Origin of the sequence: Butyrivibrio sp. LC3010 (assembly GCF_000424385.1) — a bacterium.
Classification (GTDB): domain Bacteria; phylum Bacillota; class Clostridia; order Lachnospirales; family Lachnospiraceae; genus Butyrivibrio.
In genome coordinates this window covers 135286-148875 of sequence record NZ_AUJU01000006.1, presented here as the reverse complement: position 1 = coordinate 148875, position 13590 = coordinate 135286, and the positions used below count along the sequence as shown (strand labels likewise).

Annotated in this window: 10 protein-coding genes; 8 read left to right on the top strand and 2 right to left on the bottom strand. The window is 38.3% G+C overall.

What is annotated here, in order from left to right; translation table 11 throughout:
* Positions 1-10 precede the first annotated feature (10 nt).
* From G622_RS0106570 to G622_RS0106560, 3 genes are all read left to right on the top strand, one after another.
* A complete protein-coding gene (locus G622_RS0106570; RefSeq protein ID WP_044914846.1) occupies positions 11-388 on the top strand; it encodes a metal-sensitive transcriptional regulator in 378 nt (125 codons plus the stop codon).
* A 74-nt stretch (positions 389-462) separates the two neighbouring features.
* Entirely contained in the window at positions 463-1542 is a 1080-nt protein-coding gene (gene mnmA, locus G622_RS0106565) for a tRNA 2-thiouridine(34) synthase MnmA (RefSeq protein WP_026510038.1), read from the top strand.
* A gap of 226 nt (positions 1543-1768) precedes the next feature.
* Positions 1769-2314: a hypothetical protein gene (locus G622_RS0106560; protein WP_026510037.1), complete on the top strand. Its 546-nt coding sequence runs from the start codon at positions 1769-1771 to the stop codon at positions 2312-2314.
* 3 nt (positions 2315-2317) lie between these two features.
* Here the strand turns inward: G622_RS0106560 and G622_RS0106555 are convergent, their stop codons facing one another.
* A complete protein-coding gene (locus G622_RS0106555) occupies positions 2318-2998 on the bottom strand; it encodes an NUDIX hydrolase (protein ID WP_026510036.1) in 681 nt (226 codons plus the stop codon).
* Positions 2999-3208: 210 nt separating this feature from the next.
* Between G622_RS0106555 and G622_RS0106550 the strand changes: the two genes are divergently transcribed.
* From G622_RS0106550 to G622_RS0106535, 4 genes are all read left to right on the top strand, one after another.
* Entirely contained in the window at positions 3209-4318 is a 1110-nt protein-coding gene (locus tag G622_RS0106550) for a cation diffusion facilitator family transporter (protein WP_026510035.1), read from the top strand.
* Positions 4319-4528: 210 nt separating this feature from the next.
* Positions 4529-4954 (top strand): PepSY domain-containing protein, encoded by a 426-nt coding sequence (locus G622_RS24450; RefSeq protein WP_026510034.1) that lies wholly within the window; start codon positions 4529-4531, stop codon positions 4952-4954.
* Between the two features lie 245 nt (positions 4955-5199).
* The gene (locus G622_RS24445) at positions 5200-9060 is read left to right on the top strand and encodes a carbohydrate binding domain-containing protein (protein WP_049945724.1); all 3861 of its coding nucleotides are present in this window, start codon (positions 5200-5202) and stop codon (positions 9058-9060) included.
* 247 nt (positions 9061-9307) lie between these two features.
* On the top strand, positions 9308-11080 hold the full coding sequence (locus G622_RS0106535) for an MATE family efflux transporter (RefSeq protein ID WP_026510033.1): 1773 nt from the start codon (positions 9308-9310) through the stop codon (positions 11078-11080).
* Between the two features lie 84 nt (positions 11081-11164).
* On the opposite strand, the gene G622_RS0106530 is transcribed toward G622_RS0106535, so the two are convergent.
* Positions 11165-11917: a helix-turn-helix domain-containing protein gene (locus tag G622_RS0106530; RefSeq protein WP_026510032.1), complete on the bottom strand. Its 753-nt coding sequence runs from the start codon at positions 11915-11917 to the stop codon at positions 11165-11167.
* A gap of 229 nt (positions 11918-12146) precedes the next feature.
* On the opposite strand from G622_RS0106530, the gene G622_RS0106525 reads away from it, so the two are divergent.
* The gene (locus tag G622_RS0106525; protein ID WP_026510031.1) at positions 12147-13508 is read left to right on the top strand and encodes a sodium-dependent transporter; all 1362 of its coding nucleotides are present in this window, start codon (positions 12147-12149) and stop codon (positions 13506-13508) included.
* Positions 13509-13590: the final 82 nt, after the last annotated feature.

The following is a 13590-nucleotide window of genomic DNA, read 5'->3' as shown; positions in this document are numbered from 1 at the left end:
TGAGGATTCTATGAATAAAGATAAACATGAACATTCTGATTTGGAAAATCAGGAAGATATAATTGAACATGAAAGTGGTCATGTTCATGAACACCATGAGGGAGGATTGCATAATCACTCCCATTATCATTCACCTGCTGAAAAGAAGAAGCAGATAAACAGATTAAGCAAAGCAATAGGACATCTTGGCCATGTTAAGACGATGATTGAAAATGATGAAGATTGCGCGGATGTTCTTATGCAGCTTTCTGCAGTTAATTCAGCGCTTAAAAGCCTGGGAAAAGAAATAATCAATGAACATATGACTCATTGTATTATTCATGCAATAGAAGATGGAGATACTACTGCGGTTGAAGAATTTCAAAAGGCTGTTCAGAAATTCATCTGATTGCAGAAAAGAATATTGCTTTTTTAGCTTTATGTGATTTTAAATAGAGCGGTTTAGTTAGAAATGAGGATTTTATGGAAAAAACAGCACTTATTGCCATGAGTGGCGGAGTAGATAGCAGTGTTGCGGCAGAGCTTATGGCAAAGAGAGGCTTCTCCTGCATAGGCTGTACCATGCGATTATATGAAAATGACATGATAGGCGAGGATCTTTTTGGAACCTGCTGCAGTAAAAAAGATACCGATGATGCCAGAGCCGTTACGGAGAAAATAGGTATACCTTATCATATTTTCCACTATGAAAGAGAATTCATAGACAATGTAATTGAGCCTTTTGTCTGCAGTTATGAAAAGGGTGAGACACCAAATCCCTGCATCAGATGCAATAAATATCTTAAGTTTGATATTCTTTACAAGAAAGCCAAGGAGCTTTCCTGTGACTACATCGTGACAGGTCATTACGCAAGAATTGAGGAAAAGGACGGACACTTTTATCTGAAAAAGGCTACTGATCTTAGCAAGGATCAAAGTTATGTATTGTACGACCTTACAGAAGAGCAGCTTTCACATACCATGTTCCCCTTAGGCGAGTTTAAAAAGACTGAGGCAAGAAAAATAGCGGAGGACAATGAATTTGTAACTTCGCATAAGAGCGATTCCCAGGATATATGCTTTGTGCCTGATGGCGACTATGCAGGAATGATAAAGAGATACAGAAATAAAGAGTATCCGGGTGGGGATATAGTAGATAAAAACGGTAAAGTTCTCGGACATCATGACGGTATAATTAATTACACAATAGGTCAGAGACGTGGCCTTGGAGTTCCTGCAGACAGAAGACTTTATGTTACTGAACTTGATGTAGATAATAACAAAGTAGTTCTGTCTGATAATGAGGATCTCTTCAAGCGGGAAGTTACTGTTAAGGATTTCCACTGGATAACCGGTGAAATGCCAAAGGGCGACATAAGATGCAGCGCTAAAATTAGATACAAACACAAAGAGCAGCCTGCAACTGTGACACTTCCTGAAAGTGAAGGCGGCACTGCAAAGATATTATTTGATGAACCGCAAAGAGCTATAACTCCCGGGCAGTCGGCAGTACTTTATGATGGCGATGTTGTGCTTGGTGGAGGAATAATAGTTTTAAAGTAAAAATTGTAAATTTATTTCATAAAACTCTCGGATTAGTGATTTATAAAATCATTGGAGTAAGCATTTAATAGAGAGTTTATGGCTTTACCTGAGAAATTCAAATTATAATGAATGTACTAATGTGTATTCATTAGATAGTGCCAAAACAAATATGAACATATTGGGCTGACCTATGGAATCCAGCGCAAGCAGTACTCCTTAGACCCAAGGATTGGAGGAATTTTCTATGGTAAGGACAAATAGATTTATAACTTCCATTGTGTCTCTTGTTATGATAATGTCTTTAGTTTTTGCACCGATCTGCCAGGTTAATGCTGCCACTGCCTCAACGGATGGGAGTATGAAGGTTAGTGCTACTGAACCTGAGGCAGGCGCAGTGGTAGAGGAAACCTATCCTGAAGTAAAGCCTGAACTTGAAGCCATGAGCCGTGATGAACTCATAGATTTCACAGAGAGCTTAATTAAGGAAAATGCGGATGGCGATGCTAACGGAAATTATAAGTTTACAGTAGAAGATGATAAGGTGGTAATTGATCTTTGGTACACCGGAGTCAATGCAATAATTAAAATTGCAGCTAATGATACTACATATAAAGCCACCTGGGACTACATTATTGAAGAAATGAGACAGCTGTGCGGTACTATGGCAGGGCTTTATAAGAAATATGGCATGGATGTCTACATAAATATCTTAAATGATGAAAATACTGAGGAACAACTCTTTTCCTGTAAGAATGGGATTGTAGAATATGACATTCTTGCAACAGAATAAGCATCATAAAAGCTCAAGAAAACTATGGAGAAGCCTTCCCGTAAAGCCCCAGATCACGGGACTGGTATCCTCATAGATCCACATATCATAATGTTGTATATGCCAATCGTAATAATCCATTCCTCCTGTAACTTGCCTGTAAGGGAAGTTTTCGGGAGGAATGGTTTTTCTTTGCATTTTGTATCTGACAGGTGGATGATCCTTGAGAAATGAAATCGGGTATGTAAAAACCTTTTGCACTTCATCAGTAGAAAAGGTCATGTTGTAATTCTGAAGTAAGGCTACAAAAGGATAAATAAGAGCACCTGTTGGACCAATGATAGGAGAAAGCTCTGTAAGAATTCTTGAGCCCTGATCTTCTGAAGTTACAGCTGGTGTTTTACGGTCATCTTTTTGAGCACCCGAAATATGAGCAGTCTCATTAAATGTTTCTATGGGAAGTAACAGCTCTTCGCAGATCTCTCTAATGGCAGCTTTTCTGGGGGATTCGCCCTTTTCAATTCTGCCACCGGGAAAGCATACTTCACCCGGTTGGAAAGAAAGCTTCCCGGAGCGTTGTTCAAAAAGAATGTTGATCTCACCTGATATTTCTAAGAGTGGAATTATCACAGCAGAGCTTTTGTCAGGGATTCTTGATTCAAAGTCTATATTCTCAATTCTTTTAATGATTTCATTAGTTTTCATAATAATTATTATAGTACCGTAACCTTGTAAAAGAATATAAAAATCCAAAGTTTACTGGATAATCAGTTAATTTTGTCCAATGAGTAGCAATGTTATATCAGAGGCCTGGATAGCTTATTGTCTGTCATTTATTATCAGTTGCTAATTAAAGACAGAAAAGTATGATGATGATATACTTATACTATTATCAATTCATAAGGAGTTTACATCATGGAAAGAAATAAAACGATAATAAGAACCAGTATAATTGGAATTGTTGCGAATATTCTGCTTGCCGGATTCAAGGCTTTTGTCGGAATCATATCAGGATCCATAGCGATAGTACTTGACGCCGTGAACAACTTAAGTGATGCTTTGTCATCGGTGATCACTATTATAGGCACAAAGCTTGCCGGTAAGGAGCCGGATAAAAAGCATCCTCTCGGATATGGAAGAATAGAGTATCTAAGTGCAGCTGTAATATCGGTTATCGTTTTGTATGCAGGTATCACATCTCTTGTTGAATCAATAAAAAAGATTGTTAAACCGCTCACTCCTTCATACCAGACGGCTTCACTTGTTATCGTAGCTGTTGCCATTGTTGTAAAGATCGTGCTTGGAACCTACGTGAAAAATGTGGGAGTAAAGGTTAATTCAGAATCTCTTATAGCTTCCGGGGAGGATGCAAAACTTGATTCTATTATATCGGCGTCAACTCTGGCGGCTGCCATAATTTTCATATTCAGCGGAGTTAGTCTTGAAGCTTATCTTGGTGCGATAATTTCTCTGGTCATTATCAAGGCAGGTCTTGAAATGCTAAGAGATAATCTCTCACTTATACTTGGGGAGAGGGTTGATCTGGAGCTTTCAAGTGAGATTAAAAAGACGATAGCCTCTTTTCCTGAGGTTCAGGGTGCATATGATTTGCTGCTGCATAATTACGGACCTGACAGATACATTGGTTCAGTTCATATTGAGGTTCCTGAGAATATTACTATTTACAGACTTGATCAGCTGCAGCGTGAAATTGCCACTGAGGTGTATGTAAAGCATGGAGTCACAATCGAAGGAATAAGTATTTATTCACAAAATTCAGAAGGCTCACAGGCAGGAAGACTCAGGAATGAGATTGCAAGAAATATAATAGGAAAGCATGAAAATGTTAAGCAGATTCATGGATTCTATCTGGATGAAGTTAATGGCAGGGTTGTATTTGATATGGTAGTCTCTTTTAATGAGAAGGACAGACAAAAGCTAAGAGAAGAGGTAATCTCAGAGCTGAAGGCAATGCATCCTCAGTATGAATACAATATAAATCTTGACAGAGATTTTAGTGATTAAGTTTAAATATCGGTTGAAGAATAATTAACTTCCTGAGTGTAAAGAGGCATTCAGGAAGTTATTAAATTTCTGAAAAGAGAAAACTAAAAAATCAACAATCATATCGTCTTTATTTCATGTTTATGCACGATAGAATTGCTACTTTTCCGGTGTTATCATTAATTCGAAACATAATATAACCTTTCACCGTAAAAGAAAGGATCGGCGATTATGAAGAAGAGAAATATTTCACTGATTATAATGTCTGCAGCAATGATACTTATGATGTCAGCTCCTGTACTTGCAGCCGGAACTGAACAGAAGACAGCCGAAGGCAAGACGGAAATAACTACAGCCAAAGAAACGGATACTCTTGATGCTACAGCAAAAGAATCTGATTCCTCTGATGCTGCAGTTAAAGAAGATGAGAATGAGCCGGAGATAACATTACCCATAGAATCTGATGATGTGGCACTTCAGATTGCTCTTAAACACTGCGGATATACGAAGGAAGAGGCAGAGGAAGTAATAATAGAAAAAGATCTTGATGATGGAAAAGAAATCTATGAGGTAGAATTTTACGTAGGTGTAAGCAAGTTTGATTATGACATTGATGTTGCTACAGGAACAATAATTGAATATGAAGTAGATGATTAAAACATTGTTTTCCTCATATTGTATTTGATATGTACCCCTTTTACTGGACAACTTCCGGTAAAAGGGGTTTCTTAATTTCCTGGCATTCCGAACGATTTTCATTGTTCTCTTTCAAGAAGTTATAGAAATAGAACGAATATGAGCGGAAGAGAAAGAAAATTATAAAAAAAGCATAAATTTGATATAACCTTTTTCTAAAAAAAACTAGGATGAAATTACAGTTTAGATTTATGGAGGAGAAGGACATGAGAAAAAAGGAATGGGGAAGAATGCTCGCACTGGCAATGGCAGCATCTGTCACAGCCACAGGCATACCGTTTTCAGTTCATGCAGAGGAAAATGAAAATGTTCCAAATGAGACTGAATCTGGCGATGGCTACAATCTGGTATGGCAGGACGAATTTGATGGTGATTCATTAAATACTGCTGACTGGAATGTTGAGCAGCATGAGCCAGGATGGGTTAACTCTGAGCTTCAAAGGTATACTGCACTGGATGAGGGAAATATTGAGGTGAGGGATGGCGCACTTCATATTCTTCCTAAATACATAGCAGCAGATGCACAGGAAGGGGAGGAGTCTTTAGAGGTTCTGCAGGCAGAACCACAGCATATAACAGCTGATGTAAATTATTCCGGCGCTGAAACTGATGTTGATAACGCACTGATTCAGGTCAATTTTGGTCTTATCGGAGATGTTGATGAGGAAGCAGCAAAAGCCGCAGCAGAAGTAGTATTATCAAATCTTTCTTTTACAGATAATGAAACAGGAGAGAATCTTCTTAGTAATGATGAGGTATCTTCCGGTCAGCCTGCGAAGGAATGGAATTTCAGCATCGGTGGTCAGGCATCAGCTTCGATGGAGAAACTTGGCGACAAATATGTTGTTAGGATCGAAAATTCCGGCACAGAGAACTGGCATGTTCAGCTTACCTTAAACGGAGTTAAGCTGACTGCAGGACATAGTTATACATTTGCAATGGATGCAATATCCGATGTGAACAGAGCAGTTGAAATCGGTATTCTTGATACTACATGGAACTGGTATGGCGGAAGTAAAGCAGTTATCGCAGGAAGTGGAAAAGTAAGTGGCGGCAGCAGTCAGGGAGCATCAGGTGATCAATATACTTCAGGCAGAATAACAACCCAGGGCAAGCATGATTTTACTTATGGACGTTTTGAAGCAAGAGCAAAGGTTCCTACAGGAAAGGGATTTCTTCCGGCTTTCTGGCTTATGGCTTCAGATGAAGGTTTATATGGACAGTGGCCTAAATGCGGTGAGATAGACATCATGGAAGTAATGGGACAGGCTACAAATAAGTCCTATCACACAATTCACTATGGTTACAGTTCAGGTTCAGGACACAAGGAAAACCAAGGATCAAAGGTACTTGAAGGCAGCAGCTTTGCTGATGATTACCATGTATTTCGAGCTGACTGGGAGCCCGGGAAAATCACCTGGTATGTAGATGATGAACAGGTTTATGAGACAAGTGACTGGTATACGGGAACTGATGATGCTAACCAGCTTACATATCCTGCACCCTTTGATCAGGATTTTTATATTATTCTGAATCTTGCAATCGGTGGCAGCTGGGTTGGATATCCGGGAGCAGAAGACCTCGATAACATTAACAGTCAGGAATATGCAATCGATTATGTCAGAGTGTATCAGAAGGATGAGAGTGAATATACTAAGGGCGAGAATGAAGCAAAACGCCCTGAAAAAGCACCTGTAAGCTACAGAGAGGCTGATGGCGAAGGTAATTATGTAGTAAATGGCAATTTTGATAATGACCTGTCTGCAGAAGGCGAAGCTACAGATAACTGGGTGCTTCATCTGGAATCAGACGCTGCAGGTTCAACAGCTGGAGTAAAGGATAATGCTGTTACAATTATTCCTTCAGCGATCGGAGGTCAGAATCACAGTGTTCAGTTAAAACAGGCTGGAATACCTGTTTACAAGGGATGGGAGTATGAACTTTCCTTTGATGCAGCCTCTACTGAGGAACGTGACATTGTTGTTGATGTGGAAGGTCCTGATCATGGCTGGACAAGATATATGAATGACACTATATGCAGGATTGGAACACAGGAGGAACATTACTCATTAAACTTCACCATGAATGAAAAAACAGATGCCAATAGTGCTCTTGAATTCAATCTTGGAAAACAAAACTCTACAGCACCTGTAACAATCAAAAATGTGAAACTTGTTCATGTATCAGGAGAAGAAATAAAGGACGAGAATACAAAGGAAATACGTCCTGATGGAAACTATGTTTATAATGGTTCTTTCGACCAGGGAGAGAAGAGACTTGGGTACTGGGAATATGATGAGGATGATGCAGCAAGTATTTCCGTAACCAATGTAAAAAACAAGAGAGAGCTGATGGTTAAGGTTGAGGTTCCGGAAGGCGCTTCAGAAGCTAATCCCGTAGCTATTTCACAGTCTGACCTTGCACCTTTAAATAAAGGACAGTATGAAATCAGCTTTAGTGCTTATCATAAAGGCGGAGAAGCAGACGGACTTACGGTAAAGGTTGTAGGTGATGAGTATACTCCTTCTCTTACAGGTGAAAAGCAGAGCTTTAGCAAGGTGATAAATGTTGACAAAAATCTTGAAAGAGAAGAGTCAAATGTAGAGTTCTCATTTACAAAGCCAGGAACATATTATCTCGATGATGTATTTTTGGCAGAGAGCGCTTTACTTAAAAACGGTTCATTTGATGCCGGACTTGCAGGATTTTCACCATATGTTTATGACTCTGTTAGTGCAAAATATGTTATAGACAATATGAATGGGAATGATAATACTTTTGCCATAACAATCGATGATACTGTTGCTGATGATGCTTCAAATGAGTGGTATGTACAGCTTAATCAGGATGGACTTACGATAGAGGAAGGCAAGTATTACTATGTAGCTTTCAGAGCTAAATCAAGTATTGAAAGAAAGATTAAGTATTGCCTCCAGGAGTTTGAAGGAGCCTGGGCAAACTACAGTGGCACAGGAGAGGTTGAGATAGGTAATGAATGGCAGAAGTTTTCTCATGCTTTCCAGATGACCAATAAGACTGACACTAAAACGAGATTCAATATCACTATGGGATCTGTCGGCGGTGAGAGAATCACAAAGCAGCATGATATTTTCATCGATGATATAGAGCTTATTGAAATAACAAAGGAGCAGTATGACAAAATAAACAGCGGAGAAATTGAAGATCCTACAACGGATCCTGCAAAAGATCCTTCTACTGAGCCTGCTGAAGAACCGGGTACAGAGCCATCCGGCAGTACAGATGAACCTTCTACTGAAGATCCAAAGGAGACTCCTGCAGAGAACCCTTCAGATGAACCTGCTCAAAATCCCGAAGGCGGATCAGGTAATACAGATGAACCTTCAGAAACACCTTCACAGACACCTTCTTCAAATGCAGGCACAGATTCACAGACACCTGCGCAAAATACAGGTACTCAGGTTCCCGGACCAGTGGTTACTCCTTCGCAGAACAATACAGGAACCCAGACAGGCAGCAGCAACACTGCACCAGGCTCCGGAGCACTTAGCCCAGAACAGAATCCAATACTTATTGAGAAGGTAGATCCGAAAATGCGTTTCGGCCCGGTTTTGATTGAGACAAATATAAACAACAACGGCAAAGCTGAAAAGGGTGAAATAAAGGCTACAGAAAACAACGTTTACGAAATTATCGGGAAGAAATCTGCAAGCTTTAGAATGAACTATATGGGGTATCTCAAAAAGACTTATTCAATACCAACCAGTGTAGTTGTTGACGGAACCAAGGTAAAAGTAACAAAGGTAGCGGAGGGTGCTTTCAGCAATAATAAGACTCTTAAGAACGTTACACTTGGAAAGAACATCACTACCATAAGTAAGGAAGCATTCTCAGGATGCGACAATCTTAAGAAGATAACTGTTAAAGGTAATAAATTAAAGAAGATTTACAAATCAGCTTTTAAGGGCTGCAAGCTTAATAAAGACTTCAAGGTTATCATACATGCCAAGAGTGATAAAGAATATGAAAAGATAGTGAAGCTCTTTAAAAAAGCAGGACTTAAAAATGTAACATTTGTGCGCAAATAAAACTATCCCCTTATAAGTTTTATCCATAATCCCTCGCTTATAACAGCGGGGGATTTTCATTTTTTCTACGCAAGAAGACAATTATAACTACTTCAGATAAATCTAAAGCTTTAATAAAATAATACTGAAAAACGTAGATGATTATTTTTTATATGATAAAATTAATCTGAATATCCTACAGGATAGTTTCGTAAAAATCGTTCTTTTTGGTTAGTTTACAATTTAGTAAATTTCGAAAGGGGCTTATATGGATAGACAGAATGGAAATTATAAAACTATCGCCGGCTTAATGCTCAAATTATTGCCAATACAGATTCTCTTTGTAGCGGTAGGGTCAGTCAACGGGATAATTTCCAGTTATTTTGCAACTAATTTTGTCGGAGTTGATGCCATGAGTGCCGTTGGTCTATATGGTCCGGTCAATATGCTGATTTCAGCTTTTAGTACAATCTTTGTTGGTGGCGCAGCAATTGTATGTGGTAAATATATTGGACAGAATGACAAAGATAAAGTCAGAGGAGCTTTTTCGGTTGACATTGTTTTGTCTATGGCACTATCAGTAATTACTATACTGATTCTTGTTTTTATGGTCTTGTCCAATCTGACAATCGTTTTTACAAATGATGAGACTGTAAGGCACTTATTCAATCAGTATATAATCGGACAGGCTATTGGTATAATTCCATTCATTATAGGAAATCAGCTTACAGTATTTTTATCCATTGAAAACAGGCAGAAATTATCTATCATAGCGACTGTCGCATTTATAATTTCAAATTACATTTTTAATTATCTTATCGTGCAGGTTTTAAAGATGCAGGCATTTGGTCTTTCATTGGCATCTTCACTTGGAATGTGGGTATTTTGTCTGGTGGAATCGTTATATTTTATAAGTGGCAAATCCTACATAGCTTTTAGCTTTAGAAGTATGCAGTTCAATGAAGTAAAAGAGATTATAGCTAAAGGCTTTCCGGGAGCTCTGGCATATATATATCAGTCATTCAGAGGCATAATTGTTAATGGTCTTATAATTGCTTATATTGGGAGCGCTGGTATATCTGCATTTGCTACTGCTAATAATCTGATGCAATTCTTCTGGGCAGTTCCCGGAGGAATGGCAGCTGTATCCAGGCTGCTTATAAGTATTGGAATTGGTGAAGAGGATAGAAAAACACTTACAAATGTAATGCAGGGCATGTTTAAACGATATTTTCCAATGCAATGTCTGATATCATTATTCGTTATCATCCTTAGTGTTCCGTTTACCGGGATTTTTTACAAAGATCCTTCTATGCCGGTTTATATGATGACAGTGTGGGGATTTAGGATTCTTCCTATATGTATGCCGCTTACAGTTATCTGCATGCATTTTACATGTTATGCACAGGCATCAGGGAAAAATGTTCTTATAAACCTGATATCAGCTTTTGATGGGCTTATAAGTGTAGCAGTATTTTCTGCCATTTTAATTAGACCTCTTGGAATGAATGCAATATATGTAGCCAATGTATTAAATGGGGTAGTGAGTATCATTATAATACTGGCATATTCTATTATCAGGGTTAAGCATTTGCCACAAAATATGGATGAGTTAATGGTTATCCCTGTAGAATTCGGAGTGGCAGATGAAGATGTAGTAAATGTGAGTGTCAATTCAATGGAAGATGTCACGAATGTAGCAGCGAAGATTCAGAGTTTTTATGAAGAAAGAGGCTTTGATCATAGAAGAGCCAGCCTGGCAGGGCTATCTATGGAGGAAATGGCGGGCAATATTGTTGAGCATGGTTTTACCAAAGACAAGAAAAAGCATTCTGTTGATATCAGAGCGATTTATAAAAATGATGAGATGATTCTTAGGATAAAGGATGACTGTATCGCTTTCGATCCTGCCACAAGAAATGACATTATTGATCCTGATGACATTACCAGGAACATAGGCATAAGAATGATCTATAAACTGGCAAAGGAAATTAATTATCAAAACGTCCTTGGACTGAATGTACTTACCGTAAAACTATAATTTTGAGGCTGTGAAAATGGAGTGTTTTTCACAGCCTTTTTTACAGAGCTTTTAGCTATCTTTTACCGGGCTTAGCGGAAACTATTAATGAAGATTGTTCCATGTAGTACCGTAATAGGTTTCTCGATATTTTTTTGGTGTCATTCCTGTATCTTCAAAAAAGAGCTTACTGAAATGACTCTGTGACGAAAAAGAAAGATAGTTAGCAATATCAATTATTGAGTAGTCGCTGAATCTAAGAAGATTTTTAGCTTTGTCCAGTTTGACGTTTCTTATGTAATCGCTTGGAGAAATACCCAGTTCATCTTTAAATAATCTGGATATATGGCTTGTGGAGTTTTGGGTGTATTCTGCCAGATCTTCGATTGTTATGCGATCATTTACATTGGAGTATATGTAATTAAGGCACTCATTAGTAGTGCGGGACAGATTTGCATTTTGCCTTAAATTCTGCATTCTGAGAGTGTAATCCATTACCATTGTTGAATGAAGGTCAGACAGAGAATCAATTGTTTTTATATCATCAAGCTTTTGAATATAGAAATCACTCAGTCTGAAAGCGCGCTCCATCTCCATGCCTTTTTCTGTACAGATACGTGTTATCAGAGCTACGCTGACTACAAAATGGTATTTTAAATTTTGCAGGGGATCTCTGGACAGAGTACCTGTTCCGCTGGAATCAAGAAAGCGGTGGTGAGCTATATTGTCCTGAACAGCTTCGGTATTGCCACTGGCAACATACTGATAGAACATGTATTCATCGTTTTGCTGCCTGTGTGTGAATTCATTTTCTGATAATTGAATTTCAGTCTCTTCCCAATCTTTATCGAAATTCATAATAGTCCTTTTGATATTTTTTATTGTAGGTGTAGCAAAGAAAACTACATGTCTTATTATACATTGAAAATAATTTTTTGAGTCAGGATTCTTGCTTGCTAATTCTGTTTTTGCCCCAATCATCATAAAAAATCAGCGAAGAATCTTCAATTATCCGGGAAAAATTGTGATTTAAATATGATAAAATATCATATATATATTAAGGTTAAATAGTGAAAGGAAAAAGTTTATGAGTAATGAGAGGGGGAGCTTTGCTTCAAGACTTGGCTTTATTATGGTAAGTGCCGGTTGCGCTATCGGAATAGGAAATGTATGGAAGTTTCCATATGTAACAGGTGCAAACGGCGGTGGGATTTTTGTAGTATTTTATCTGATATTTCTTATTATTATGGGAATACCGGTAATGACCATGGAGCTGGCAATTGGACGTGCCAGTGGTAAATCAGTGGTAAGGGGGTATCAGAAGCTTGAGAAAAAGGGACAGCCTTGGCATATTCATGGGTGGTTTAGTATGATAGGCTGTTATCTTCTGATGATGTATTACACAACGGTATCCGGATGGATGGTAGACTATTTCTATAAGTTTGCTTCCGGAAGTTTTTCAAAAATTGATACTGAAAGCGTTGGCGATGTTTTTGCGGAAATGATATCGGATCCGGTAGAGATGGGCATATTTATGATTCTTACGGTGATTCTTGGATTTGCTGTACTTAGTCTTGGAATTGTTGATGGACTTGAGAGAGTGAATAAGATTATGATGTCAGGGCTTTTGGCTTTGATAATCATTCTTGCGATACATTCATTGACTCTTAGCGGCGCTGCAGAGGGCGTGAAATTCTATCTTCTCCCGGACTGGAAAAGAGCGATGGATGTGGGATTAGGCAAAGTTATAAGCGCAGCGATGAATCAGGCATTCTTTACGCTAAGCCTTGGTATCGGTGCTATTGAGATATTCGGAAGTTATATGTCAAAGGAGCATACTCTCACAGGAGAAGCTATAAGAATATGTGCTCTTGATACCTTTGTTGCTATTATTTCAGGACTAATCATTTTCCCTGCATGCTTTAGCTATAATGTTGAAACCAGTCAGGGACCTTCACTTATTTTTATTACACTTCCTAAAGTGTTTATGAATATGAACATGGGAAGAATATGGGGAACATTATTTTTTATATTTATGACATTTGCAAGTTTCTCAACGGTTATTGCAGTGTTTGAGAATCTTGTGGCATTCATTTCAGACAGCTTTGGATTAAGCAGAGGAAAGTCGATACTTATAAACGGAGCTTTCATTCTGATTGCAAGCTTTCCTTGTGTACTTGGGTATAATGTGTGGAGTGATCTGCATATAATCGGTGCCAGAGATGTGCTTGATTCAGAAGATTTTATCGTAAGTAATATACTTCTTCCTCTAGGCTCGCTTATCTTCACATTATTCTGCACTTCTAAATATGGATGGGGATTTGACAAATATCTGGAGGAAACAAATACGGGAAGCGGAAAAACGATGCCTGCTATATACAAGAGTTATTTTAAGTTCGTGTTACCGATACTGATTCTCATAATATTGATACAAGGACTTGTCAGTTAATTGGTCATCTCAGGTTATAAAAACGCCCAATCTGGTGCATGATAAGCATCAATTTGGGCGTTGTTTTTTCTTAACAGAATTA

Excerpts from the sequence above, each read along its gene's own strand:
- G622_RS0106560 (WP_026510037.1), top strand. The coding sequence starts at position 1,769 with ATGGTAAGGACAAATAGATTTATAACTTCCATTGTGTCTCTTGTTATG.
- G622_RS0106535 (WP_026510033.1), top strand. The coding sequence starts at position 9,308 with ATGGATAGACAGAATGGAAATTATAAAACTATCGCCGGCTTAATGCTC.
- G622_RS0106525 (WP_026510031.1), top strand. The coding sequence starts at position 12,147 with ATGAGTAATGAGAGGGGGAGCTTTGCTTCAAGACTTGGCTTTATTATG.
- G622_RS0106530 (WP_026510032.1), bottom strand. The coding sequence starts at position 11,917 with ATGAATTTCGATAAAGATTGGGAAGAGACTGAAATTCAATTATCAGAA.
- G622_RS24445 (WP_049945724.1), top strand. The coding sequence starts at position 5,200 with ATGAGAAAAAAGGAATGGGGAAGAATGCTCGCACTGGCAATGGCAGCA.
- G622_RS0106570 (WP_044914846.1), top strand. The coding sequence starts at position 11 with ATGAATAAAGATAAACATGAACATTCTGATTTGGAAAATCAGGAAGAT.
- G622_RS24450 (WP_026510034.1), top strand. The coding sequence starts at position 4,529 with ATGAAGAAGAGAAATATTTCACTGATTATAATGTCTGCAGCAATGATA.
- G622_RS0106555 (WP_026510036.1), bottom strand. The coding sequence starts at position 2,998 with ATGAAAACTAATGAAATCATTAAAAGAATTGAGAATATAGACTTTGAA.
- mnmA (WP_026510038.1), top strand. The coding sequence starts at position 463 with ATGGAAAAAACAGCACTTATTGCCATGAGTGGCGGAGTAGATAGCAGT.
- G622_RS0106550 (WP_026510035.1), top strand. The coding sequence starts at position 3,209 with ATGGAAAGAAATAAAACGATAATAAGAACCAGTATAATTGGAATTGTT.